Origin of the sequence: Phenylobacterium haematophilum, from assembly GCF_014196295.1 — a bacterium.
GTDB classification, from domain to species: Bacteria; Pseudomonadota; Alphaproteobacteria; order Caulobacterales; family Caulobacteraceae; genus Phenylobacterium; species Phenylobacterium haematophilum.
In genome coordinates, this window is sequence record NZ_JACIDK010000001.1 from 372,947 (window position 1) to 395,848 (window position 22,902).

At 67.8% G+C, this 22,902-nt stretch carries 20 protein-coding genes; 13 read left to right on the forward strand and 7 right to left on the reverse strand.

Going from position 1 to position 22,902, the window contains the following annotated elements:
- Positions 1 to 41: 41 nt before the first annotated feature.
- Positions 42 to 1,481, reverse strand: a complete 1,440-nt coding sequence (locus tag GGQ61_RS01945; RefSeq protein WP_183769691.1) for an ammonium transporter — start codon at positions 1,479 to 1,481, stop codon at positions 42 to 44.
- A gap of 37 nt (positions 1,482 to 1,518) precedes the next feature.
- The gene (locus tag GGQ61_RS01950; protein ID WP_183769692.1) at positions 1,519 to 1,857 is read right to left on the reverse strand and encodes a P-II family nitrogen regulator; all 339 of its coding nucleotides are present in this window, start codon (positions 1,855 to 1,857) and stop codon (positions 1,519 to 1,521) included.
- A 343-nt stretch (positions 1,858 to 2,200) separates the two neighbouring features.
- Between GGQ61_RS01950 and GGQ61_RS01955 the strand changes: the two genes are divergently transcribed.
- From GGQ61_RS01955 to ppdK, 5 genes are all read left to right on the forward strand, one after another.
- Complete coding sequence (locus GGQ61_RS01955) at positions 2,201 to 2,599, forward strand: hypothetical protein (RefSeq protein ID WP_183769693.1); 399 nt, start codon at positions 2,201 to 2,203, stop codon at positions 2,597 to 2,599.
- An 81-nt stretch (positions 2,600 to 2,680) separates the two neighbouring features.
- Positions 2,681 to 3,583, forward strand: a complete 903-nt coding sequence (locus tag GGQ61_RS01960; protein WP_183769694.1) for a glycine--tRNA ligase subunit alpha — start codon at positions 2,681 to 2,683, stop codon at positions 3,581 to 3,583.
- Positions 3,580 to 4,104, forward strand: coding sequence for a DUF2314 domain-containing protein (locus GGQ61_RS01965; protein WP_183769695.1), 525 nt, complete (start codon positions 3,580 to 3,582; stop codon positions 4,102 to 4,104). Before GGQ61_RS01960 ends, GGQ61_RS01965 begins: the two co-directional genes overlap by 4 nt.
- Positions 4,104 to 6,398 (forward strand): glycine--tRNA ligase subunit beta, encoded by a 2,295-nt coding sequence (gene glyS, locus GGQ61_RS01970; protein ID WP_183769696.1) that lies wholly within the window; start codon positions 4,104 to 4,106, stop codon positions 6,396 to 6,398. The genes GGQ61_RS01965 and glyS overlap by 1 nt, the downstream gene beginning before the upstream one ends.
- A 13-nt stretch (positions 6,399 to 6,411) precedes the next feature.
- Complete coding sequence (gene ppdK / locus GGQ61_RS01975; protein ID WP_183769697.1) at positions 6,412 to 9,108, forward strand: pyruvate, phosphate dikinase; 2,697 nt, start codon at positions 6,412 to 6,414, stop codon at positions 9,106 to 9,108.
- A 131-nt stretch (positions 9,109 to 9,239) separates the two neighbouring features.
- Here ppdK and GGQ61_RS01980 read toward each other — a convergent pair whose 3' ends face one another.
- Positions 9,240 to 10,106, reverse strand: a complete 867-nt coding sequence (locus tag GGQ61_RS01980; protein ID WP_183769698.1) for a PEP-CTERM sorting domain-containing protein — start codon at positions 10,104 to 10,106, stop codon at positions 9,240 to 9,242.
- Between the two features lie 264 nt (positions 10,107 to 10,370).
- Positions 10,371 to 11,027, reverse strand: a complete 657-nt coding sequence (locus GGQ61_RS01985) for a CAP domain-containing protein (protein WP_183769699.1) — start codon at positions 11,025 to 11,027, stop codon at positions 10,371 to 10,373.
- 154 nt (positions 11,028 to 11,181) lie between these two features.
- On the opposite strand from GGQ61_RS01985, the gene GGQ61_RS01990 reads away from it, so the two are divergent.
- The 3 genes from GGQ61_RS01990 (at position 11,182) to GGQ61_RS02000 (ending at position 13,548) form a co-directional block, all read left to right on the forward strand.
- Positions 11,182 to 11,940, forward strand: coding sequence for a DsbA family protein (locus GGQ61_RS01990; protein ID WP_183769700.1), 759 nt, complete (start codon positions 11,182 to 11,184; stop codon positions 11,938 to 11,940).
- Positions 11,941 to 12,046: 106 nt separating this feature from the next.
- Entirely contained in the window at positions 12,047 to 12,913 is an 867-nt protein-coding gene (gene yghU / locus GGQ61_RS01995) for a glutathione-dependent disulfide-bond oxidoreductase (RefSeq protein WP_183769701.1), read from the forward strand.
- Between the two features lie 8 nt (positions 12,914 to 12,921).
- Positions 12,922 to 13,548 (forward strand): NUDIX hydrolase, encoded by a 627-nt coding sequence (locus GGQ61_RS02000; RefSeq protein WP_183769702.1) that lies wholly within the window; start codon positions 12,922 to 12,924, stop codon positions 13,546 to 13,548.
- Positions 13,549 to 13,551: 3 nt separating this feature from the next.
- On the opposite strand, the gene GGQ61_RS02005 is transcribed toward GGQ61_RS02000, so the two are convergent.
- A complete protein-coding gene (locus tag GGQ61_RS02005; RefSeq protein ID WP_183769703.1) occupies positions 13,552 to 14,124 on the reverse strand; it encodes a TetR family transcriptional regulator in 573 nt (190 codons plus the stop codon).
- Positions 14,125 to 14,170: 46 nt separating this feature from the next.
- Entirely contained in the window at positions 14,171 to 14,644 is a 474-nt protein-coding gene (locus GGQ61_RS02010; protein WP_183769704.1) for a VOC family protein, read from the reverse strand.
- Positions 14,645 to 14,848: 204 nt separating this feature from the next.
- On the opposite strand from GGQ61_RS02010, the gene GGQ61_RS02015 reads away from it, so the two are divergent.
- The 5 genes from GGQ61_RS02015 (at position 14,849) to pyrF (ending at position 22,479) form a co-directional block, all read left to right on the forward strand.
- The gene (locus GGQ61_RS02015) at positions 14,849 to 16,135 is read left to right on the forward strand and encodes a cytochrome P450 (RefSeq protein ID WP_183769705.1); all 1,287 of its coding nucleotides are present in this window, start codon (positions 14,849 to 14,851) and stop codon (positions 16,133 to 16,135) included.
- A gap of 364 nt (positions 16,136 to 16,499) precedes the next feature.
- Positions 16,500 to 18,038, forward strand: a complete 1,539-nt coding sequence (locus GGQ61_RS02020; protein WP_183769706.1) for a M20/M25/M40 family metallo-hydrolase — start codon at positions 16,500 to 16,502, stop codon at positions 18,036 to 18,038.
- 113 nt (positions 18,039 to 18,151) lie between these two features.
- Entirely contained in the window at positions 18,152 to 20,443 is a 2,292-nt protein-coding gene (locus tag GGQ61_RS02025) for a TonB-dependent receptor (protein WP_183769707.1), read from the forward strand.
- 128 nt (positions 20,444 to 20,571) lie between these two features.
- Complete coding sequence (locus GGQ61_RS22100; protein WP_183769708.1) at positions 20,572 to 21,561, forward strand: histidine kinase dimerization/phosphoacceptor domain -containing protein; 990 nt, start codon at positions 20,572 to 20,574, stop codon at positions 21,559 to 21,561.
- Between the two features lie 87 nt (positions 21,562 to 21,648).
- Positions 21,649 to 22,479 carry an orotidine-5'-phosphate decarboxylase gene (gene pyrF, locus GGQ61_RS02035; RefSeq protein ID WP_183769709.1) on the forward strand — a complete coding sequence of 277 codons (831 nt, stop codon included), beginning with the start codon at positions 21,649 to 21,651 and terminating at the stop codon, positions 22,477 to 22,479.
- Positions 22,480 to 22,533: 54 nt separating this feature from the next.
- Here the strand turns inward: pyrF and GGQ61_RS02040 are convergent, their stop codons facing one another.
- Complete coding sequence (locus tag GGQ61_RS02040) at positions 22,534 to 22,878, reverse strand: hypothetical protein (protein ID WP_183769710.1); 345 nt, start codon at positions 22,876 to 22,878, stop codon at positions 22,534 to 22,536.
- Between the last annotated feature and the right edge of the window lie 24 nt (positions 22,879 to 22,902).

Genomic DNA, 22,902 nt, shown 5'->3' on the forward strand with positions numbered 1-22,902 from the left:
GACCCGAAGGCCCCCCGTTCCCGTCTCCCCATTTGAGGCGATTAGTCGTGCAGGGCTTCGCCGTGCTGCGACATGTCCAGGCCTTCGACCTCGGCCTCGTCGCTGACCCGCAGGCCGATCGTGAACTTCACGACCATCAGGATCAGGAAGGTGGCCACCGCGGTGAAGGCGATGGTGACGCCGACGCCCCAGGCTTGGGTCATCAGGTTCGCGCCTTCGCCCAGGCTGTTGACCTTCGGGTCTGCGAGGACGCCGGTCAGCAAGGCGCCGACGATGCCCGCGACGCCGTGCACGCCGAAGGCGTCCAGGCTGTCGTCGTACTTCAGCAGGCGCTTCAGCCAAACCGCGCCGAAGTAGCCGGCCGCGCCGCCCAGCAGGCCGATGATCAGCGCGCCCTGCGGGTTCACGAAGCCGGCGGCCGGAGTGATGGCGACCAGGCCGGCCACGGCGCCGGAGGCCAGACCCAGCATGCCGGGCTTCTTACGCTCGACCCATTCGATCAGCATCCAGGCGATGGCCGCAGCGGCGGTGGCGACCTGGGTGTTCAGCATCGCCACGCCGGCCAGGGCGTTGGAGCCGACGGCCGAACCGGCGTTGAAGCCGAACCAGCCGACCCACAGCAGGCTGGCGCCGATCATGGTCAGCACTAGGTTGTGCGGCGCCATGTTCTCGCTGCCGTAGCCCTTGCGGCGGCCGAGCACGAGCGCGCAGACCAGGCCCGCGACACCGGCGTTGATGTGGACGACCGTACCGCCGGCGAAGTCGAGGACGCCGTCGCCGCCGAGGAAGCCGCCGCCCCAGACCGCGTGGGCGGTCGGCGCATAGACCAGCAGGGACCAGAGCACGGTGAACACCAGCACGGCCGAGAACTTGATTCGCTCGGCGTAGGCGCCGGCGATCAGGGCCGGGGTGATGATCGCGAAGGTCATCTGGAACATCACGAACACCGATTCCGGGATCGTGGCGGCCAGGCTGTTCGTGCTTTCCATGGTCACGCCCGAGAGGAAGGCGTTCCCAAGCCCGCCGATGACCGCGTTCAGGCCCTCGTTGGAGTTGGTGCTGAAGGCCAGTGAGTAGCCGGCGACCATCCAGACCACCGAGATGACGGCGGTGATGGCGAACGATTGGGCGACCGTCGCGATGACGTTCTTGCGGCGAACCATGCCGCCGTAGAACAGCGCCAGGCCCGGAATGGTCATCATCAGGACCAGGGCGGTGGAGGTCAGCACCCAGGAGGTGTCGCCGGTGTCCAGGGCCGGCTTTTCTTCTTCGGCCGGGGCTTCGGCGGGCGCTGCTTCGGCCGGCGCCGGCGCCGCCTCAGGTGCGGCCGCCTCAGGCGCAGCGGCGACCGGCGCCGCCGCCTCGGCTGCGGCGGGGGCGACCGGAGCGGCCTCCTGGGCGAACGCTGGGGCGAGCGAACCGCCCGCCAGCGCCGCGGCGAGCGCCAGGCCCGCCAGCTTGTTGAATCTCGTTGTGTTCATTGTCGTTATCCCCTTGTCCCGATGAGTTCGGCGCGCGTCACAGCGCCGCCGTGCCGGTCTCGCCGGTCCGAATGCGCACAGCGTCCTCGACGTTGAGGACGAAGATCTTCCCGTCGCCGATCTTGCCGGTGGCGGCGGCCCCCTTGATGGCCTCGACGGCCTTGTCGGCCGCCGCGTCGTCGACCACCGCCTCCAGCTTGACCTTCGGGACGAAGTTCACCTGGTACTCGGCGCCCCGGTAGATCTCCGTCTGGCCCTTCTGGCGGCCATAGCCCTTCACTTCGGAGACCGTCAGGCCTTCGATGCCGGCGCCCACGAGCGCTTCGCGCACGTCGTCCAGCTTGAAGGGTTTGACGACCGCTATGATCAGTTTCATCGCCTGCTCCTGCGCGTCCCCAGCCGGGGGGCGCGCGTTCGATTGACCCGCATCCGCCGGAAGATGCGGCTGGCATCCCCCCTCCGACGGCTAGGGCGACGCTATCGACGCACGGCGCGCTGAACGGCGCCCGGTAACTTCTGATCAATGAAAAGGCGCGGGCGGCACGATTGCTGTGCAGAACCCGGGTGCGGCGCCCAAATTTCAGGCGGAATGTCGCTCCAGCGGGCGTTTGCGTCCGTCCCACCTGCGGTTTGGAGCGGAACAAAAGCGCGGCGCCGAGCGCTAGAACGGGACACAACCTGGCAGTGGGGGCCAGGTGGATTATTCGGAGGCGATGACGATGACCATGAAGACCCTGCTCACAGCCGCAGCCGCTCTGGCCCTGATCGGCGGCGCCGCCCACGCCGGCGAAGGCGCCAAGAAATCCAAGCCCGCCGACTCCGCCCAGATGCAGGACGAGACCGGCAAGGCGATGACCACGCCCGGCGCTGACGCCTCGGCGACCACAGCCATGCCCGGCGCCGCTCCCATGCCCGACACCAGCGTGAACCCGCCTTCGGACGAAGCCGCGGTCATGCCCCCCGCCAGCGCCGATGCTTCGGCGCAAGGCGTTCCGGCCTCGGCGACCGTGGCGACCAACGTCGTCACCAACGGACCGGTGGCCGACACGCCCGAGAACCGGGCGAAGTTCAAACCGTTGTCCCGCGCCGGACGGGCGACCTCTCCGCGCGGCAATTAGAACAAGGCATTCCGCCTTGAAGCGAAGGTCGGCGGGCCCTATGGTCCGCCGACTTTTTTTGCGCCTGCGAAACCCCTGCCCATGCCAGCCGATAAGCCGCTTTCGTTTCAGGGTCTTATCCTGAAACTGCATGACTATTGGAGCCGCCAGGGCTGCGTGATTCTGCAGCCCCACGATGTTGAGGTCGGGGCGGGTACGCTTCATCCGGCTACGGTGCTTCGCGCCCTGGGACCCAAGCCCTGGCGCGCGGCCTACGTGCAGCCCTCGCGCCGCCCGGCCGACGGCCGCTATGGCGAGAACCCCAACCGGCTGCAGCACTACTACCAGTACCAGGTCATCCTGAAGCCGAACCCCGACAATCTGCAGGAGCTCTACCTGGGCAGCCTGGAGGCGATCGGCCTCGACACCCGCATGCACGACATCCGGTTCGTGGAAGACGACTGGGAAAACCCTACCGTCGGCGCCTGGGGCCTGGGCTGGGAAGTCTGGTGCGACGGGATGGAAGTCACCCAGTACACCTACTTCCAGCAGGTGGGCGGCCTGGACGTCTGGCCGGTGGCGGGCGAACTGACCTACGGGCTCGAGCGCCTGGCCATGTATCTCCAGAACGTCGACCATTTCACCGACTTGGCGTTCAACGATCCGGACGGCCCGCTGCCGATGACCTATGGCGACGTGTTCCTCGAGAACGAGCGCCAGCAGTCGGAAGCCAACTTCCACCTCTATGACGTCGACACCCTGAAGCGTCAGTTCGAAGACATGGAACGCCAGGTGCCGCGCATCCTCGACGGCCGCGGCCCGCAGGGCCAGCGCACCGTGCTGCCGGCCTACGACCACGTGCTGAAGGCCAGCCACCTGTTCAACCTGATGGACGCCCGCGGCGCGATCGCCGTGGCCGAGCGCCAGAGCTACATCGGCCGCATCCGCGACCTGACCAAGATGTGCGCCGAGGCGTGGGTCGAAAACGAAGGCGGCAACGCGTGAAACGCGCTCTCCTTACGACTCTCGTCGCCATTGCGGCATCCGTCGGTCCGGTTCTATCGGCGTGCGCGCGGGAGACGGAGCGGTCGCCGGAGCAAGAGGTCATCTTCTCTGACGAGCATGACGCGGCCCTCGCTGCGGCGTCGAGCGAAGCCCGCAAGTCGTTGCCGCTGTTTTGGGCGAAGTTCGACGCCAAGCCGGCTGGCTACGGCCACTACGCGGTCAAGGCCGCGTTTCAGACTCGCGCCGGCGCCACCGAGAACATCTGGGTGAACGTGATCGGCCGGACCGATGGCAAGGTGATCGGCGAACTCGCCAATGAGCCGTACGATCTGGGCGGCCTTAAGGTGGGCGACCAAGTCGAAGTCGATGAGGCGGCGATCACCGACTGGCAGTATTCCAAGGCCGACAAGCTCTATGGCCATTTCACGACGCGAGCGCTGAGCGCTCGCGCCAACGCGGCTCAACGCGCGCAGTCGGCGGAGCTATTCTCCCCGCAACCGCTTGAGGCCGGAGCTAACTGATGCCCCAGCTTCTAATTGAACTGTTCTCCGAAGAGATTCCCGCGCGCATGCAGGTTCAGGCCGCGCGCGACCTCGACCGCATGTTCCGCGAGCGGCTGGCCGAGCAGGGCCTGCTGCCGGAAGGCCTGAAGACCTTCTCCGGTCCGCGTCGACTGACCCTGGTGGCCGAAGGCCTGCCGGAAGCTCAGGGCGACCGCCATGAGGAGCGCAAGGGCCCGCGCGTCGGCTCGCCCGACGCCGCCATCGACGGCTTCCTGCGATCGACCGGCCTGACCCGCGACCAACTCACGGACAAGGACGGCGTCTGGTTCGCCCACATCCATCGCAAGGGCCGCCCGACCGCCGAGATCGTCGCCGAGATCCTCGATCACGTGATCCGCAACTTCCCGTGGCCGAAGTCGATGACCTGGGGCCGCGGCACGCTGCGCTGGGTTCGGCCGCTGAAGCGCATCGTCTTCCTGTTCGATGGCGCGGTCGTGCCGTTTAACGTCGACGGGATCGAGTCCGGCGACGTCACCGAGGGCCATCGCTTCATGGGCTCTGGCAAGCCCTTCAAGGTGAAGGACTTCGACAGCTACCGCGACAAGCTGGCCGCGCACTTCGTGATCCTCGATCCCGAGGAGCGCAAGGACCGCATCATGGACGGCGCGCGCACCCTTTGCTTCGCGCGCAACCTCGAGTTGGTCGACGACGACGGCCTGCTGGACGAGGTCGCGGGCCTGGCCGAGTGGCCCACCCCGGTGCTCGGCGACATGGACCCGGCCTTCCTGGACCTGCCGCCGGAGGTGATCCGCACCTCGATGCGCACCCACCAGAAGTACTTCGCCGTCTCCGATCCCAGCCGCGGCGACGGCAACGGCGGGCGCAAGCTGGCCCCGAACTTCCTGACCGTCGCTAACATCGAGGCGGCCGACGGCGGCAAGGAAATCGCCCGCGGCAACGCCAAGGTGCTGTCGGCGCGCCTGAACGACGCCCGCTTCTTCTGGGACGAGGACCGCAAGGTCACCCTGGAAGAGCGCCTCACCAAGCTGTCCGGCGTCACCTTTCACGCCAAGCTCGGCACCCTGGCCGAACGCGTCGAGCGCCTGGAGCTGCTGGCCAAGGCCATCGCCCCGCGCGTCGGCGCCGATGTCGCCAAGGCCGTGCTGGCCGCACGCCTGTCGAAGGCCGACCTCGCCACCGGCATGGTCGGCGAGTTCCCCGAGCTGCAGGGCTTGATGGGCGGCTACTACGCCCGTGAGGAAAAGATCAGCCCGGTCGTCGCCGACGCCATCCGTGACCACTACCGTCCGGTCGGCGCCAAGGACGAGGCGCCGGACACTCCGGTGACCATGGCCGTGGCCATCGCCGAGAAGCTCGACACCCTGGTCGCCTTCTTCGCCATCGATGAAAAGCCGACTGGCTCGCGCGACCCTTACGCCCTGCGCCGCGCCGCGCTGGGCATCATCCGAATCCTGCTGGGCTCCGAGGCCCGCGCCCCGGTGCGCGAGCTCGTGGCCGACTGGTACAGGTCGCTGCGCTGCTACGTCGATCCGGGCCGCGCGCTCTACGTCTCGACCCGCCGCACGACCGGCTATCTCGGCCCGGCCTACCGCTCGCCGTCGGAAGTCTTCGAGACCTATGTCGAGGAATTCGAGAACGCGTTGCTCGAAGGCGTCCCCTATGTCGTGTCGACGACCGAGGATTTCGACATCCGCTTCGACCGTTCTGCGCCGGCCGGCGATCCGCCGGAGGGCGAGGTCCAATATCAGTTCCGCCCCTATGGCGTGGTCGCCGACGAGGTCCTCGGCTTCCTGGCCGATCGCCTGAAGGTCGCGCTGCGCGACCAGGGCAAGCGCCACGACCTCGTGGACGCGGTGTTCGCCCTCGGCGACGACGATCTGGTGCGCATCGTCGCCCGGGTCGAGGCTCTCGACCACTTCCTCACCGGCGCCGACGGCCAGAACCTGCTGGCCGGCTACAAGCGCGCCGGCAACATCCTCAAGGCCGAGGAGAAGAAGGGCGAGCTTCCGGCTGGCCCTGCGGTCGGCATGCCGGGCGCGCCGAAGGAGGAGGGGGCGCTGATCGCGGCTCTCCAGGCCGCCGAACCGGCTGTGGCGCAGGCTTTGCAGCAGGAAGACTTCGCCGACGCGATGCGTGCCCTGTCGGGACTGCGCGCGCCGGTCGACGCCTTCTTCGAGGCGGTTCTAGTGAATTCTGAAAACGCGGCGGAACGCGAGAACCGCCTGCGTCTTCTCGTGCAGGTTCGCGACCTCATGGAGCGGGTCGCGGACTTTTCACAAGTGACGGGCTAAGGAGGCCTTAGGAATGTCGACCGATACGCTGACCAAGTCGCGCTGGGTCTATTCCTTCGGGGGCGGCAGCGCCGATGGCGACGCCTCGATGAAGAACCTCCTCGGCGGCAAGGGCGCGAACCTCGCCGAGATGTCTTCGCTGGGCCTGCCGGTCCCGCCGGGCTTCACCATCACCACCGAGGCCTGCGTCCACTACTACGCCAACGAAAAGCAGTACCCGGCCGAGCTCAAGGAACAGGTCGTGGCCGGCCTGGCTGCGGTCGAGCAGATCACCGGCAAGAAGTTCGGCGACACGTCTAACCCGCTGCTGGTCTCGGTCCGGTCGGGCGCCCGCGCCTCGATGCCGGGTATGATGGACACCGTGCTCAACCTCGGCCTCAACGACGAAACCGTCGAGGGCCTGGCCAAGCTGTCGGGCGACCGCCGTTTCGCCTTCGACAGCTACCGGCGCTTCATTCAGATGTACTCGAACGTGGTGCTCGACCTCGACCACCACATGTTCGAGGAAATCCTCGACGAGCATAAGGAACGCCTCGACGTCACCGTCGACACCGGCCTGTCGGCAGAGGACTGGGAAAAGGTCGTCGCCGACTACAAGGCCGCCGTCCAACAGGAACTGGGCCAGCCGTTCCCGCAGGATCCGCATCAGCAGCTGTGGGGCGCCGTTGGCGCCGTGTTCGCCAGCTGGATGAACGATCGCGCCAAGTTCTATCGGCGTATGCACGACATCCCGGAAAGCTGGGGCACCGCCGTCAACGTGCAGTCGATGGTGTTCGGCAACATGGGCGACTCGTCGGCCACGGGCGTCGCCTTCACCCGCAACCCGTCGACCGGCGAAGCCCGCCTCTACGGCGAATTCCTGATCAACGCCCAGGGCGAGGACGTCGTCGCCGGCATCCGCACGCCCCAGGCCCTGACCAAGGTGGCTCGCGAGGAGATGGGCGAAAAAGCGCTCTCCATGGAAGAGGCGCTGCCCGAGGTCTTCGCCCAGTTCAAGGCCGTCGTCGAGAAGCTCGAGAAGCATTATCGCGACATGCAGGACATCGAGTTCACGGTCGAGCAGGGCCGGCTCTACATGCTGCAGACCCGCAACGGGAAGCGCACCGCCAAGGCCGCGCTGAAGATCGCGGTGGATCTGGCTAGCGAGGGCTTGATCACCCAGGACGAGGCGATCATGCGGGTCGAACCCGCCAGCCTCGATCAACTGCTGCACCCGACCATCGACCCGGCCAGCCCGCGCGACGTGGTCACCACCGGCCTGCCGGCTTCGCCCGGCGCGGCCACCGGCAAGATCGTCTTCAACTCCGACGAAGCCGAGCGCCTAGGCTCGGCGGGCGAGGCGGTCATTCTGGTCCGTGATGAGACCAGCCCGGAAGATATTCACGGGATGCACGCGGCCCGCGGCATCGTCACCGCCCGCGGCGGCATGACCAGCCATGCGGCCGTGGTCGCCCGCGGCATGGGCCGTCCCTGCGTCTCGGGCGCCGGCGAACTGCAGATCGACGGCAAGGCCGGCGAACTGCGCGTGCGCAGCCGCGTCTTCAAGGCCGGTGACATCCTGACCATCGACGGCTCGCGCGGCGAGATTCTCGCCGGCGCCGTCCAGATGATCGAGCCCGAGCTGACCGGCGATTTCGCCGCCCTGATGGAGTGGGCCGACAAGGCCCGCCGCCTGAAGGTCCGCGCCAATGCCGAAACCCCGCTCGACGCGCGCACCGCCCGTCAGTTCGGCGCCGAGGGCATTGGTCTCTGCCGCACCGAGCACATGTTCTTCGACGAGGACCGCATCGCCGCCGTGCGCGAAATGATCCTCGCGGACGACGAGGCCGGCCGTCGAGCCGCGCTCGCCAAGATCCTGCCGATGCAGCGCAACGACTTCGTCGAGCTGTTCACGATCATGGAAGGGCTGCCGGTCACCATCCGTCTGCTCGACCCGCCGCTGCACGAGTTCCTGCCGCACACCGAGGCCGACCTTCAGGCCGTGGCGGACGCCACCGGCATCGACGCGGCCAAGCTGATGCGCCGGGCCAAGGAACTGCACGAGACCAACCCGATGCTCGGCCACCGCGGCTGCCGCCTGGCGGTCTCGTACCCCGAGATCTACGAGATGCAGGTCCGCGCCATCTTCGAGGCGGCCTGCGAGATCGCCGAGAGCGGCAAGGCCGCGCCGATCCCCGAGATCATGCACCCGCTGGTCGCCAAGGGTGAAGAGATGCGCTACCTGCGCCAGCTGACCGACAAGACCGCCCAGGCGGTGCTGAAGGAACGCGGCCGCGAGATCGAATACCAGGTCGGCACCATGGTCGAGCTGCCGCGTGCGGCCATCCGCGCCGGCGACCTCGCCGAGAACGCCGAGTTCTTCTCGTTCGGCACCAACGACCTCACCCAGACCACCTTCGGCATCAGCCGCGATGACTCCGGCCGGTTCCTGGGCGCCTATCTGGAAAAGGGCATCTTTGAGAAGGACCCCTTCGTCAGCCTCGACCAGGAAGGCGTCGGCGAACTGATCCGCCTGGCCGCCGAGCGCGGCCGCGCGGCGCGCCCGAACGTCAAGCTCGGCATCTGCGGCGAACATGGCGGCGACCCGGCCTCGATCGAGTTCTGTGAGAAGGTCGGCCTCGACTATGTCAGTTGCTCGCCGTTCCGGGTGCCGATCGCCCGTCTCGCGGCGGCCCAGGCCGCTGTTGGCGGCATCGAGAAAGACCGTTAGGCGCTAGCAGGCGCGCGTTCCGGCGCGCGCCTGTCAGTCTCGACCACCGGGCCTTCGGAGCCGGTGACAGCCCACGAAAAAGGCCGCGCGGATCGCGCGGCCTTTCTTGTCTTGCGGCTCGGTCAGGCGAGCTAGGCGGTCTTGGCGTTGGCCCGCTCGGCGGCCCGCGAGCGGCGCACCATGCTGCCCAAGCCGAAGAACCCGACGATCATCATCAGCCAAGTACCGGGCTCGGGGACCGGGCTGGTGGGCGGATTTCCGCCGCCAGGCGGATTTCCACCGCCGGGCGGGTTGCCGCCGCCAGGAGGGTTGCCGCCGGGCGGGGTGAGCGGAGGCTCGCCGCCGCCAGGCGGGTTGGTGCCGGGCGGGTCGCCGCCGCCGGGAGGTGTCGAAGGATCGCCGCCGCCGGGCGGATTGGTGCCGGGCGGGTCGCCGCCGCCGGGAGGCGTCGAAGGATCGCCGCCGCCGGGCGGATTGCCGCCGCCGCCGCCGCCACCGCCGCGCGGACCGAAGAAGGTCGGCAGTCCGCCGCCGGGGCCGCCCACGGGCAGCGAGGCGAGGGTCATCGGCGGCGAGGCGTCGGCCGCGTCGGCCGGCGGTCCGGCGACTTCGTCCAGCAGGCGCTGGGCGGGCGGACGCGCTTCAGGCGGCAGGGCCGCCATGATCGACGGCTTGGTGTCGCACTCGGTCGAGGGCGCCGCCAGCGCGGCGTCGGTACGCATCGCGTAGGACGATTCCGGCAGCTTCTTCATCGGGGCGGCCGGCTTGGCTGCGGCCACTGTGGTGCGCGGCTTGGTCGACGGCTTGCGCGCCTGGGCGCTCGCGGCGGGCTTGGCCTTCGCAGGCTTCACCGCGCGGTGCGGCGCAGCGGCCTTGGGCGCCACGGGCTTGGCGACGGCCGGTCGCGAGACCTTGATGAAGCAGTCTTCGGCAGCGGCAGGTGCGGCGGCCGCCGTACTCAGTATCGCACCCATGACGACATATTTGGCGACAGCCATGTCGTTCCCCCCAGACTAACGAGCGCTCGACGCTTCGCGACGCCGCTCAAAGGAGGCGCTTTCGCGCCGGGCCCGCCACCATTCAAAGGCGAGCGTTTCAATGTCGATCATATAGTACAGCCGCGCTCAGGGAAACGCGCGTAATCAATTGTAAAGCACGCTAACCCTTTGGCGTTGCACGATTGCTACGCCTCGGACGAAGATTAAACTTCGCCCGTTAGGAGAAAAGGCGTGACGAGATGCTGGACTGATTCGGTCCACCGACTATTCGTCGGCCGGGCGAACCTTGTCGAGTTGGGCCGTGATAATGCGCGGCGAGGGGGCGGCGCTGAAGTCCATCACGCACATGGTTGAGTAATCGCGATGCGGGCCGCAACTGACGCCCACGACCTTGAAGGCCCCGTTGAACATGTTGGTGCGGTGACCGCGGTCGGGAACGCCGCTGTCGATGATCAAGGCGCGCACGACGTCCTCAGGCGAGGGCGGACCATAGGCGATGTTTTCTGCGGACAGGGCCGCCGCGGCGCCGTGCCGGCGCACTCGGTCGTAGAACCGCTCGCCGTTCGCGCTCGCGTGGCCGATATGGCCGGATGGGCCTTGCATGGAGACATGCTCGAGCGCCGCCGAGGTCAGCATGTCATCGGGGCGCAGCGGCGACAGCGGCCGTTGACGCTTGAGAAACTCGACCGCTTCGATGTAGGCCGCGTGATCGGCGGGCTCGCCGGCGTCGATCAGCGCCTGTTCCCAGCGGGTGACCGGTTCACGCTCCAGACGCCGGGCGTATTCCTGGGGATAGGCGCGGGCGAAGTTGATCTCGGCCAGGATCGCGTCTTCCATCGGCCCGGCGCTCGCCAGGGTCGGGGCGCACAGGGCGGTCCCGAGTGCGGCGGCAAGGACGTGATGTAGGAAGCGCAGTTTCAACTGTTTCGCCCATCAATTTCCTGGGCGAAGACTGCAGTATCGCGATGTATTTCAATTTAAGAGTAATGGTTACAATCCTGGTTACCTTAACGCGAAGTCAATATCCGGCGCGGCCTGACAGCGGGTGTCAGTGCCTATTCGAGGGGCGGGCGTGGTGAGATTGAAACCCCTGATGGCAGGCCTGGGCCTTCTTGCCCTGGCTGCCTGCGAAGCGCCCCAGAAGGGCGCCGTACGGAACGACGCCGCGTTCGAGCGCGAGCTGCGCGCCTATCTGCTCGAACACCCCGAGGTGATCCGCGAGGCGGCCGCCAAGCTGCAGGCGAAGAAGGCGGCTGAGGCCCGCGCCGTGCTGGCGCAGGCGAAGTCCGCGCTAGAACGCGACCCGCGCGACTTCGTCGCCAATCCGGGCGGCCGGGTGACGGTCGTGCAGTTCTTCGACTATCGCTGTCCCTACAGCCGCGCCGTTGCGCCCGACGTCGACCGCCTGATCGCCGCCAATCGCGACGTCCGCTTCGTCTTCAAGCAGTACCCGGTGTTCGGCAGCGCCTCGGACTACGCGGCCCGCGTAGCCCTGACGCCCCAGGGCAAGGCGAGGGGCTTGGCGCTGCACCGCGCCCTGATGGCGCAGAAGGATCTCAACGTCGTGCGCACCGATCGCATTCTGAGCCAGCAGGGCCTGAAACCGCGCGAGGTCGACGCCGCCGCCCGCGATCCGGCCCTGGCCGAGCAGATCGCCGACACCCGCGAACTGGCGTTGAAGCTCGATCTGAAGGGCACCCCGACCTTCGTCGTCGCCGGCGAAATCATCCCGGGCGCCGACATCGTGCGGCTGGAGGCCGCCATCGCCCGGGCCCGCGCTTCGAACCTGTCCAGCGTCGGCGAAGCCCTGACCCGCAACCCGTTCGGACACTGACCTGCGTGGGACGCCCTTGGCGGAGCGCTCGCCATGCCCCACCTTTGCACCCGACATGCCGCAATCTGGCGGGCGTCTCGCTCGCCCGCCCGCCTGGAGCCCGCTGATGACCGACTACACTCCGCCGAAGGTCTGGACTTGGAACAAGGAAAACGGCGGGCGCTTCGCCAACATCAACCGCCCGATCGCCGGGCCGACCCATGACAAGGAACTGCCGGTCGGCCGCCATCCGCTGCAGCTCTACTCCCTGGCCACGCCCAACGGGATCAAGGCCACGGTGATGCTTGAGGAGCTGCTGGCCCTCGGGCATACGGGCGCCGAGTACGACGCCTGGCTGATCAATATCGGAACCGGCGACCAGTTCAGCAGCGGCTTCGTCGACATCAATCCGAACTCCAAGATCCCGGCGCTGCTCGACCGCAGCGGCCCGACCCCGATCCGGGTGTTCGAGTCGGGCGCCATCCTGGTGCATCTGGCCGAGAAGTTCGGCGCCCTGCTGCCCACCGATCCGGCCAAGCGAGCCGAGGCGTTTTCCTGGCTGTTCTGGCAGATGGGCAGCGCGCCCTACCTCGGCGGCGGCTTCGGCCACTTCTACGCCTACGCCCCGACCAAGATCGAATACGCGATCGACCGCTTCGCCATGGAGACCAAGCGTCAGCTCGACGTGCTCGATCGCCGGCTGGCCGAAAGCGAGTACCTCGGCGGCGACGAGTACACGATCGCCGATATCGCGGTCTGGCCCTGGTACGGGGGCCTGGCCAAGGGCGTGCTCTACGAGGCTGGCGAGTTCCTGGCCGTGCACGAATACAAGAACGTCCAGCGCTGGGCCGACCAGATCGCCGAGCGGCCGGCCGTCCAGCGCGGGCGCATGGTCAACCGCACCTGGGGCGAACCCTCGACCCAGCTCTGGGAGCGGCACGAGGCCAGCGATTTCGACACCAAGACCCAGGACAAGCTGCAAGCGGCGAAGTAGGGCAGGGCATGAGCTATCCGTTCACGCCCGCGTTCCGCGCCGAACTGACCGCCCGCTGCCAGGCGTTCCCGCGGCTGGCCTATGAGGGGCCCCAGCTCAAGCACGCGGCGGTGGCCATCACTCTGGTGGACGCCGGCGACGGCTCGGGCGAGACGGCCTTTCTGCTGACCCGCCGCTCGGCGAGCCTGCGCGCCCACGCCGGTCAGTGGGCGCTGCCGGGCGGGCGCTGCGACGATGGCGAGACCTTGCAGCAGGCGGCCCTGCGCGAACTGCACGAGGAACTGGGCCTGCACTTGCCGCCGTCGAGCATCCTTGGCGTGCTTGACGACTACGCCAGCCGTTCGGGCTACGCCATCGCCCCAGTCGTCACATGGTTGGACGACGCCAGCGCCCTGGCGCCCAATCCGGACGAGGTGGCGTCGGTCCACCGCTTCCGGCTCGATCAGATCGCCGGCGACGACGCGGTGGCCTTCGAATCCATTCCGGAGAGCGAGCGGCCGCTGATCCGCCTGAACCTCGGCGAGCACCACATCCACGCCCCGACCGCCGCCCTGATCTATCAGTTGCGCGAGATCGTCGCCGGCCGGGTCACCCGCGTCGCCGATCTCGACCAGCCGGTGTTCGCCTGGCGCTAGGGCCTATGCGATCAGGGTGTTGAACACCGCCGTGACGCGCTCGACGAACACCTCGCGCTCGCGGCCTTCCAGCGCCTCGCCGCGGATCAGCCGCTCGACCAGGAAGCCGATATAGACCCCGGCCAGCACCCGGGCGCGGGCCTCGGCGTCCGCTCCGCCCATCCAGTTGCGGATCGGGACCAACAGGCGCTCCTGCACCAGGGTGTTCAGCAACGGCGCCGTCGCCGGCGAGGTCGCCGCCCGCAGCAGGAACTGGAACCGCTGCGTTCGAGCTTCGTCGGCGTGCGGCGTTCCGGCCAGCATCACCGCCATCTCCCCGGCGAAGGCGGTCCGGTCCCAATCCAGCTGCTCGTTGGCACGGAATGAGTCCTTCAGCGCCTCGACGAACAGCGCCTCCTTGCCGCCGAAGTAGCGCTTGACCAGCGCGACGTCCGCACCCGCCTCGCCGGCGATGTCGCGCAGTGTGCAGTCATATCCGACCCGGGCGAACTGCTTCTTCGCCGCCTTCAGGATGGCCGCGCGGGTGGCCTCGGCGTCGCGCCGACGGGGGGCTGGGCGAACAAGCGTCTCTGTCATCGCCCCTGGTGTACACGACCCCGGCGGGGCGGTCAGGTCCCTCGCGTCAGCCGCGGCGGGCCGCGTCGATGGCGGCCACGTCGATCTTGCCCATGGTCATCATCGCATCGAAGGCCCGCTTGGCCTCCGCGCCGCCGGCCGCCATCGCCTCGGTCAGGGTGCGCGGTGTGATCTGCCAGGAGACGCCCCAGCGATCCTTGCACCAGCCGCAGGCGCTCTCGGTCCCGCCGTTGCCGACGATGGCGTTCCAGTAGCGGTCGGTCTCTTCCTGGTCGTCGGTGGCGATCTGGAACGAGAACGCTTCATCCTGCTTGAAGGCCGGGCCGCCGTTCAGGCCGATGCAGGCGACGCCCGCCACCGTGAACTCGACGGTCAGCACGTCGCCTTCCTTGCCTGACGGGTAATCGCCGGGCGCGCGGCGCACCGCGGTCACCTCGCTGTCGGGAAAGGTCTGCGCATAAAAGCGGGCGGCGGCTTCGGCGTCGCTGTCGTACCAGATGCAGATCGTGTTCTTGGCCATGGCGTTCCCATACGGTCGCGTTCCCGGGTTGCGCTGATAACGTCGCTGGACGCGCTACGTTCGGCAAGGGCGCCCGATCGATAAGTCAACCGCGGTTGACATGGCCCCGGACTGCGCTCAACCTCCCTTTAAGTCCGCGCGTCCGGCGGGCGATGGCTGCCGGGCGAAATCAAAAGATGGCGGGCGCGACCTGGGAAGGAAGCCATGAATATCTCCGCCAAGATTCAAGCTGCCGACGCGGCCGCCGAAATCGCCGCCATGCCGCTCGAGCAGCTGAACCCCGCCAAGGTGTCGCGCTTCTACGACGACACCATCTGGCCGGTGTTCGAGCGCCTGCGCCGCGAAGACCCCGTACATTTCACTCCGGACAGCGAGTTCGGCCCCTATTGGTCGGTCACCAAGTGGAACGACATCATGGCGGTCGACACCGACCATGAGAGCTTCTCCTCGGCCGACGGCATCACCCTGATCAATCAGGTGGCGATGGCCGAACAGGAGCGCGTCATGGGACCGCGCCGCCGCGGCGGCGCCGGCTTCATCACCATGGACGAGCCCGAGCACACCCCGGCCCGCAAGGCGGTCAGCCCGACGCTGGCCCCCAGCAACCTGCACGCCATGGCCCCGCAGGTGCGCGAGCGGGCTGGTCAGATTCTCGACTCCCTTCCGATCGGCAAGGAGTTCGACTGGGTCGACCTGGTGTCCAAGGAGCTGACGGCCATGACCCTGGCCACGCTGTTCGACTTCCCCTTCGAGCAGCGCCGCAAGCTCACGTGGTGGTCGGACATGGTCACCAACCAGCCCGGCCACGGCCCCGTGGAGAGCTGGGAGCAGAAGGGCGCGGCGATGATGGAATGCTTCGCCGCCTTCCAGGAACTGTGGAACGAGCGGGTCAACGCCGAGCCGCGCGGCGATCTGATCTCGATGCTGGCCCACAACCCGGCCACCCGGGACATGCACATCGGCACCTTCCAGGGCAACGTCATCCTGCTGATCGTCGGCGGCAACGACACCACCCGCAACACCATCTCGGGCAGCGTCTACGCGTTGAACAAGAACCCCGAGCAATACGCCAAGCTGCGCGCCAACCACGACCTGGTTCTGCCGATGGTCTCCGAGACCATCCGCTGGCAGACCCCGCTTGCCCACATGGCCCGTGTCGCCACCCGCGACGTCGAGCTGGGCGGCAAGACCATCAAGAAGGGCGACCGCGTCGCCATGTGGTACATCTCGGGCAACCGCGACGAAGAGATGGTGGACCGGCCGAACGAGTACATCATCGACCGCGAGCGTCCGCGCCAGCACATGTCCTTCGGCTTCGGCGTCCACCGCTGCGTGGGCAATCGTGTCGCCGAGATGCAGCTGACCATCATCTGGGAAGAGATCCTCAAGCGCTTCCCGGAGATCAAGGTCGTTGGGGAGCCGACTCTGAACTGGTCGGCCTTCGTGCACGGGTTCGAGACCCTGCCGGTGGTCATTCCGTATCGGAACTAACCCGGAGACGGGGAGGGGCGCGCCGCCTTCGCGGCGGCGCGGGGAGGCGGGTGCCGAGCGTCTGGAGCGCTCGGCCCCTTTTTTATGTGCGCCCTTCGGCGCGCGCGGGGCATGTCCGTGCCTTCTGTGGCCAAATGCCGGCATGTTGTTTCAATGGTTACATTTGAAACTTATCGGTATCGACCAAGAAAAAGTTGATCTTCCGGCAACAGTGCGCCGGTTCCGTCACTCCCGAGTCGACTAGATCGCTTGGCGAGTCGGGAACTTGTCTGTAGCTCCGCTGTCGCGGCGCCGTGAGCTCCGCCATCGCGAGCTTTCCGCTCGCGCAAGACAGTAATACGAGCGCCGCTCTCCGGGAGTAAAAATGTCCGACCAGTTCGACCTTCCTTCGACCGACCGTCGCAGTTTGATGGCCGGGGCCGCTGCTGCTGCGGCCGGCGCCTTCCTCGCGCCCGGCCTGGCCGTCGCCGCGAGCGCCGACCTCGCCGTGATCCGCAAGGCCGCCGAGGCCGACAAGGCCGACGCCATCAAGCGCCTGCAGGAATGGATCGCGCTGCCGACCGTCGCCGCCGAGGGGATGAACGTCGTGGAGGGCCCGGCCTACATGGCCAAGATCGCCAAGGAGGCGGGCTTCCAGACCGCCGAGATCATCCCGACCGACGGCGTCTCGGGCGTGTTCGCGACCCTCGACGTCGGCGCCCCGCGCTGGATCGGGGTCTACTTCATGTACGACGTGAAGCAGTACGACCCGAAGGAATGGTCGAGCCCGCCGCTCGAGGGCCGACTGGTCGAAAAGGCGCCGTTCGGGACGGTGATGATGGGCCGCGGCGCGACCAACTCGAAGGGCGGCCAGATCGCGCTGCTCAACGCCCTGCGCGCGATGCGCGCGGCCGGCAAGAAGCCGCCGGTCAACATCGCCCTGATCTGCGAAGGCGAGGAGGAGATCGCCTCTCCGCACTTCCGTCAGATCGCCACCCACCCGAAGGTCCTGCCGGTCCTGCAGAAGTGCGAGGGCATCTATGTGCCTGGTCCCTCGCAGGATCGCACCACCGGGGAGGTCTCCTTCACCCTCGGCGCCAAGGGCCCGGTCGAGCTGCAACTCATCGTCGACGGCTCCAAGACCGGCATCGGTCCGAAGACCGACATCCACTCGTCCGAGAAGGCCCGCATCGACAGCCCGATCTGGCGTCTGGTCCAGGCCCTGGCCACGCTGACCAGCCCGGACGGCAACACCCCGACGCTCGACGGCTTCATGGACAAGGTCCGGCCGCTGTCGGCGCGCGAAAAGGAGCTGATCGCCCAGCTCGCCCAGAAGACCAACGAGGCCGCTCTCAAGCAGGCCTATGGCAACAAGGCCTGGATCGACAACCTCAGCTACGAGAAGTCGATCGAGCGCCTGCTCTCGCAGCCGACCATCAACCTGCAAGGGCTGGTCGGCGGCTACACCGGCCCGGGCGGCAAGAGCATCCTGCCGAGCCGCGCCGAGGCCAAGCTCGAGATTCGCATGGTCCCGAACCAGACCTACGACGACACCGTCCGCCAGCTGCGCGAACACCTCGACAAGCGCGGCTTCCAGGACGTCCAGATCAACGTCTCGGGCGGATATGACCCCACCGAGACCGCCGAGGACGCCCGCGTCGTCCAGGCTGCGCTCGGCGCCTACAAGAAGATGGGCATCCCGGTGACGCTCTCGCCGCGCAGCGCCGGCTCCTGGCCGGGCTCGCTGTTCACCCAGCCGCCGGTGGCCAAGCCCGCGATCCATTTCGGCGTCGGCTTCGGCTCGGGCGCGCACGCGCCGGACGAGTTCATCGTCATCGACTCCGCCAATCCGAAGGTGGCCGGCTATGTCGACGCCACCATGGCCCAGGCGCAGTTCCTCTACGCCCTGGCGGAAATGAAGTAGCCGAGGCCGCTCTCCTGGCGAGGGCGGCCCTCACGACAAGCAAGCGTTTTTGACGATCGCCGCCGAGCCCGCTGGGCCCGGCGGCACGACACTTGGGGGAAGTTCACACAGTCATGTCAGTCCAACGTTCCAGCGGCCTTGGCCGCTCTTTCCGCGGCGCCCTGCTTGGCGCCTCGGCGACCGTCGCCGTGGCCAGCCCGGCCCTGGCCCAGTCCACCCAGCCGCCTGCGGTCGAGGAAGTGGTCGTCACCGCGCTGAAGCGCGCGACCAACCTGCAGGATACGCCGATCTCGATCTCGGCGGTGACCTCGGAAACCATCGCCAATTCGGGCGTGCAGTCGATCGCCGACCTGGGCGCGACGGTTCCCGGCCTGACCTTCGTCAACAGCGGCCCGTCGTTCAGCCGCGTCGTGATCCGCGGCATCAACGCCGCCGGCGAGCCGACGGTGGGCGTCTACTATGACGAAACCCCGGTCACCGGTTCGATCGGCGCGGGCAACAACGCCGGCGGCTCGACCCCGGAGCTGCGCCTCTTCGACGTCGAACGGGTCGAAGTGCTGCGCGGCCCGCAAGGCACGCTCTACGGCTCCGGCTCGATGGGCGGCACCCTGCGCACCATCTACAAGAAGCCGAGCTACGTCTTCGAAACCGCCCTCGACGGTTCGCTCTCGAAGACCGAGGGCGCCGGCGACTGGAACTACGAGGCCCAGGGGATGGTCAACATCCCGCTGGCCCAGGACAAGGCCGCCCTGCGTGTCGTCGGCTTCTACCGCGAGGCCGCCGGTTACATCGACAACACCTACCTCAATGACAGCGACGTCAATGAGATGGAGACCTGGGGCGGCCGCGCGCTTCTGCGCCTGGAGCCGACCGAGAATCTGACCATCGACCTGGCCGCCTACATCAACCGCACCGAGGCCGAGGCCCCGAGCTGGTTCCCGGCCGTCGGCGAGTACAAGTCTGACGCCCGCACCCAGCTGCCGCAGACCGACGACCTCGACCTTTACAGCGCCACCGCCAACCTCGACCTCGGTCCGGTGACGGCCGTGGGTTCGGTCGCTTACATGCGCCGCGAGCTGATGAGCACCCAGGACGTGACCCAGTTCATGCAGGGCTTCCGCACCCCGGCCCGCTGCCAGGCGCTCTACAACCGCGGCGCGGCCTGCAGCACCGGTCAGCTCTCGGCCTACTATGCTTATGTGGACAGCCAGTACCCGTCGGTGCTGAAGCCGCAGCAGAAGATGGACACCTATACGGCCGAGCTGCGCTTCACCTCGAACTACGAGAGCGCGCTGCAGTGGACCGCGGGCGGCTTCTTCTCGGACCGCAAGACCGTGGTCTGGAACCCGCAAGTCGGCGTCGATCCGCGCAACGGCGCGCTCTACGAGCCTGAGGTCGTCCTGACCGGCCGCATCATCGACGACACCCTGAAGCAGTATGCGGTGTTCGGCGAACTGTCCTTCGACGTAAACGAGCAGCTCAACCTCACCGCCGGCGCCCGCTACTTCAAGTACACCAAGGACATCATCGGCGAGACGCTGGTCCCGTCGATCCTGGTCGGCGCTGTCGTCACGCCGCCGACGACCGTGCAGTCGGAGGAAACCGGCTGGGTCTACCGCTTCAACGGTTCCTACAAGATCACCTCGGACGTCATGCTCTATGCGGAAGCCTCGCAAGGCTACCGTCCGGGCGGCGCCAACCAGGTGCTGGGCCTGCCGGGCAACCTGACCCCGTACGCCTCGGACCAGCTGTGGAACTATGAAGTCGGCGTGAAGTCGGCCTTCTGGGATCGCCGCGCGACCCTTAACGCCGACGTCTTCCAGATCGACTGGAGCGACATGCAGGTTCGGATCCTGACCCCGAACGGCGCCTTCAGCTACATCGGCAACGCCGGCAAGGCGCGTATCCGCGGTCTGGAAGTCGAAGGCGCGGTCAACCCGATCTCGGGCCTGTCGATCACGGGCAACTTCTCGGTCATGGAAGCCGAGCTGACCGAGGATCAGCCGGGCGGCGGGACGACCATCCCGAACGCCGGACTGAAGGGCGACCGCATCCCTTACGTGCCGAAGTTCCAGGGCGCGATCTCGGCCCAGTACGTCTGGCCGCTGACCGAGGGCCTCAACGGCTTCGCGCGCGTCGACTACAACCACATGGGCAGCTCCTACAACGAACTGCGCACCAGCTACGTCTATGCCCGCAAGATCGACGCCTATGACCTGGTCAACACCCGGGTCGGCGTCGAATCCGACGGCGGCGGCTGGGGCGCGTACCTCTTCGTGACCAACCTGTTCGACGAAGCGGCGATCTTCTCGAAGAGCGTCGGCGCCACCTCGGCGGGCCGCACTTCGGTGTTCTCGGCTCCGCCGCGGACCATCGGCGTCAACCTGCGCAAGACGTTCCAGTAACGCCTCGCCTGCACAGGCCGAAGCCGGGCGCGCCGCGTCCGGCTTCGGACGAATTGTCGCCGGACATGGAACCAGCGCAGCGGTAGTCCGTAGGAAGAGGACGCCGACAGCGCGGTCCGAGGCGGGATGTGAACGACGGCACGGCCAATGACGACGGCATCGAGGGCCGCTATCGCGCGGTCTTCGACAACATGTCCGAGGGTTTTGTCGTCTGCGAAGCCATTCTCGGACCCGACGGCCGGCTGATCGACTACTGGATCCGCGAGGCCAATCCCGTTTTCTGCAGCCGCGTGGCGGGCGCGGCCGACATCATCGGCCGGCGCCAGCTGGAGGTGCGCCCCGACACCGATCCGCGCTGGATCGCCGCCTGCGGCCGGGCGTTCGCGGGCAAGCCTGTCCGGTTCGAGTTCGCCGATGTGGCGGGCGGCCGCTGGTACGACGTCAACATGATGCGGTTGTCGGACACCCAGTTCGGACAGCTTTTCATCGACGTCACCGCGCGACGCCGGGCGGCCGATCGCCAGTCCGAGCTATTCGTCGACCTGAACCACCGCGTGAAGAACAACCTCGCCATCGTCGCGTCGCTGCTGATGCTTCAGGGCCGGAGCGCGGGGCCCGAGGTCGCCAACGCCCTGGCCAAGGCCGCGGACCGGATCGGTTCGATCAGCGACCTCCACACGATGCTCTACCAGCAGGACGCGCACGAAGCTGTCCAGCTGCAACCCTATCTCTGCAGCCTGGTCGAACGCCTGTCGTCCAGTCTGCTCGACGGCGATCGTATCGCGATCGATGTCGCCTGCGACCCCGTGGACGTGAGCGCCGAACAGGCCGTCAGCATCGGCCTCATCGTCAACGAGCTCGTCACCAACTCGGTCAAGCACGCCTTCAAGGACGGCCGGCGGGGCAGGGTGAAGGTCACCGGACGCAATGACCCCGCTGGCTATCTCCTTCGGATCGAGGATGACGGTTCCGGCATCGACGGCGTGGCGGAGGAAGGCCTGGGCATGCGTCTGATCAAGTCGCTGGCGTCCGGCCTGGGAGACGTAAGTTGGTCCGCTGGGAGCGGCGGCGCGGCCGTCGAGCTGCGGTTCCGCGAACTCGCCGCCAAGTCGGTGTGAGATTTTCGAACAAGCCTGGACGGTCTGGTCGCTTGCCTCAAATCGTCGCCGGTCGCATGTCGGCGGGCGTTGCAGGTCAAGGACGCCATGCTCAGTTTCTCCGAACGCTTCACCGCTCTCGCCTCGGCGCGCTCGCCCCTGTGCCTGGGGCTTGATCCGTCGGCCGAAGTCTTCGCCCATTGGGGGCTCGCAAGCGACGCCGCCGGCCTGCAGCGCTTCTGCGGAACGGTCCTCGACGCGGTGGGTGACAGCCTAGCGGTGGTCAAACCCCAAGCCGCCTTCTTCGAGCGGTTCGGCCCTGCGGGTATGACCCAGCTCGCGCAGGCCGCCGCCCAGTTGCGTTCTCGGAACGTGCTCAGTCTCATCGACGCCAAGCGCGGCGACGTCGGCGGCACCATGCAGGGTTACGCCAGCGCTATGCTGGGACCCGACAGCGGCTTCGGCGGCGATGCGGCGACCGTGACCGCCTATCTCGGCTTTGAGGCGCTTCAGCCGATGTTCGACCGCGCCGCAGCGACCGGAACGGCGGTGTTCGTCGTGGTCCACTCGTCAAACCCCGAAGGGCGCGCCTTGCAGTCGGCGCGGATGGCGGACGGCCGGACCGTCTCGCAGGCCCTGGCGGACGCCGCGACGGCGCAGAACGCCGCGACCCCCGGCCTTGTCGGCGCGGTGATCGGGGCGACCGTTTCGCAGCATGATGCGGCCATCGTCGAGCGGTTGCCCGGGGCCCTGATCTTGGCCCCCGGCGTCGGCGCGCAGGGTGTGGATCTGGCGACGGTCGGGTCGAGGTTCGCACATGCGCAAGGCAGGGTGATCCCATCGGTGTCCCGCGACATCCTTCGCCACGGGCCCGGAGTCGCCGACCTGCGCGCCGCGATCGACCGCTGCCGCGACCAGGCCTGGGCGGCGTTGGGCTAGGAGGCCCACCGTCCGGCGGGAGGGCCTGCGCGCGGCTTCAGGCTTTCGGCGCTCTCACTTGACGATCGTGGCCATCTGTTCGCTGGCCTGCTTCAGGCAAAGGTTCGCCTGAGCGTTCTTCTCTTCCGTGCTCAGCTTGTTGACCGCGCTGTCGACCTCCTGCCTGGTGGCCCTGGGCTGGAGCTGACTGGCGCGGCCCATATAGAAGCCGAAGGCCATCGACAGGGCGGCGACCGCGCGCGGCTCGGCAGGTTGCGCGGCCGAGGCTCCGGCGAGACCCGCGCCGATCAGTCCGATGCAGGTCAATTCGCTCTCACGGCTGCCGGCGACCGGTGCGGAAAGGGCGTGCGTCGACACCAGCCAGAGTGCTGTCGCCGTCGTCCAGGCTGCGAGTTTCATGGCGTCCTCCGCAAGTTGAACGCC

What these genes read in the sequence shown, in the direction of transcription:
- GGQ61_RS02000 (WP_183769702.1), top strand. Translation starts at nt 12,922, where the DNA reads ATGAGCTATCCGTTCACGCCCGCGTTCCGCGCCGAACTGACCGCCCGC.
- GGQ61_RS01955 (WP_183769693.1), top strand. Translation starts at nt 2,201, where the DNA reads ATGACCATGAAGACCCTGCTCACAGCCGCAGCCGCTCTGGCCCTGATC.
- GGQ61_RS02015 (WP_183769705.1), top strand. Translation starts at nt 14,849, where the DNA reads ATGAATATCTCCGCCAAGATTCAAGCTGCCGACGCGGCCGCCGAAATC.
- yghU (WP_183769701.1), top strand. Translation starts at nt 12,047, where the DNA reads ATGACCGACTACACTCCGCCGAAGGTCTGGACTTGGAACAAGGAAAAC.
- GGQ61_RS01980 (WP_183769698.1), bottom strand. Translation starts at nt 10,106, where the DNA reads ATGGCTGTCGCCAAATATGTCGTCATGGGTGCGATACTGAGTACGGCG.
- GGQ61_RS01950 (WP_183769692.1), bottom strand. Translation starts at nt 1,857, where the DNA reads ATGAAACTGATCATAGCGGTCGTCAAACCCTTCAAGCTGGACGACGTG.
- pyrF (WP_183769709.1), top strand. Translation starts at nt 21,649, where the DNA reads ATGCTCAGTTTCTCCGAACGCTTCACCGCTCTCGCCTCGGCGCGCTCG.
- GGQ61_RS02025 (WP_183769707.1), top strand. Translation starts at nt 18,152, where the DNA reads ATGTCAGTCCAACGTTCCAGCGGCCTTGGCCGCTCTTTCCGCGGCGCC.
- ppdK (WP_183769697.1), top strand. Translation starts at nt 6,412, where the DNA reads ATGTCGACCGATACGCTGACCAAGTCGCGCTGGGTCTATTCCTTCGGG.
- GGQ61_RS02010 (WP_183769704.1), bottom strand. Translation starts at nt 14,644, where the DNA reads ATGGCCAAGAACACGATCTGCATCTGGTACGACAGCGACGCCGAAGCC.
- glyS (WP_183769696.1), top strand. Translation starts at nt 4,104, where the DNA reads ATGCCCCAGCTTCTAATTGAACTGTTCTCCGAAGAGATTCCCGCGCGC.
- GGQ61_RS02005 (WP_183769703.1), bottom strand. Translation starts at nt 14,124, where the DNA reads ATGACAGAGACGCTTGTTCGCCCAGCCCCCCGTCGGCGCGACGCCGAG.
- GGQ61_RS01960 (WP_183769694.1), top strand. Translation starts at nt 2,681, where the DNA reads ATGCCAGCCGATAAGCCGCTTTCGTTTCAGGGTCTTATCCTGAAACTG.
- GGQ61_RS01945 (WP_183769691.1), bottom strand. Translation starts at nt 1,481, where the DNA reads ATGAACACAACGAGATTCAACAAGCTGGCGGGCCTGGCGCTCGCCGCG.
- GGQ61_RS02040 (WP_183769710.1), bottom strand. Translation starts at nt 22,878, where the DNA reads ATGAAACTCGCAGCCTGGACGACGGCGACAGCACTCTGGCTGGTGTCG.
- GGQ61_RS02020 (WP_183769706.1), top strand. Translation starts at nt 16,500, where the DNA reads ATGTCCGACCAGTTCGACCTTCCTTCGACCGACCGTCGCAGTTTGATG.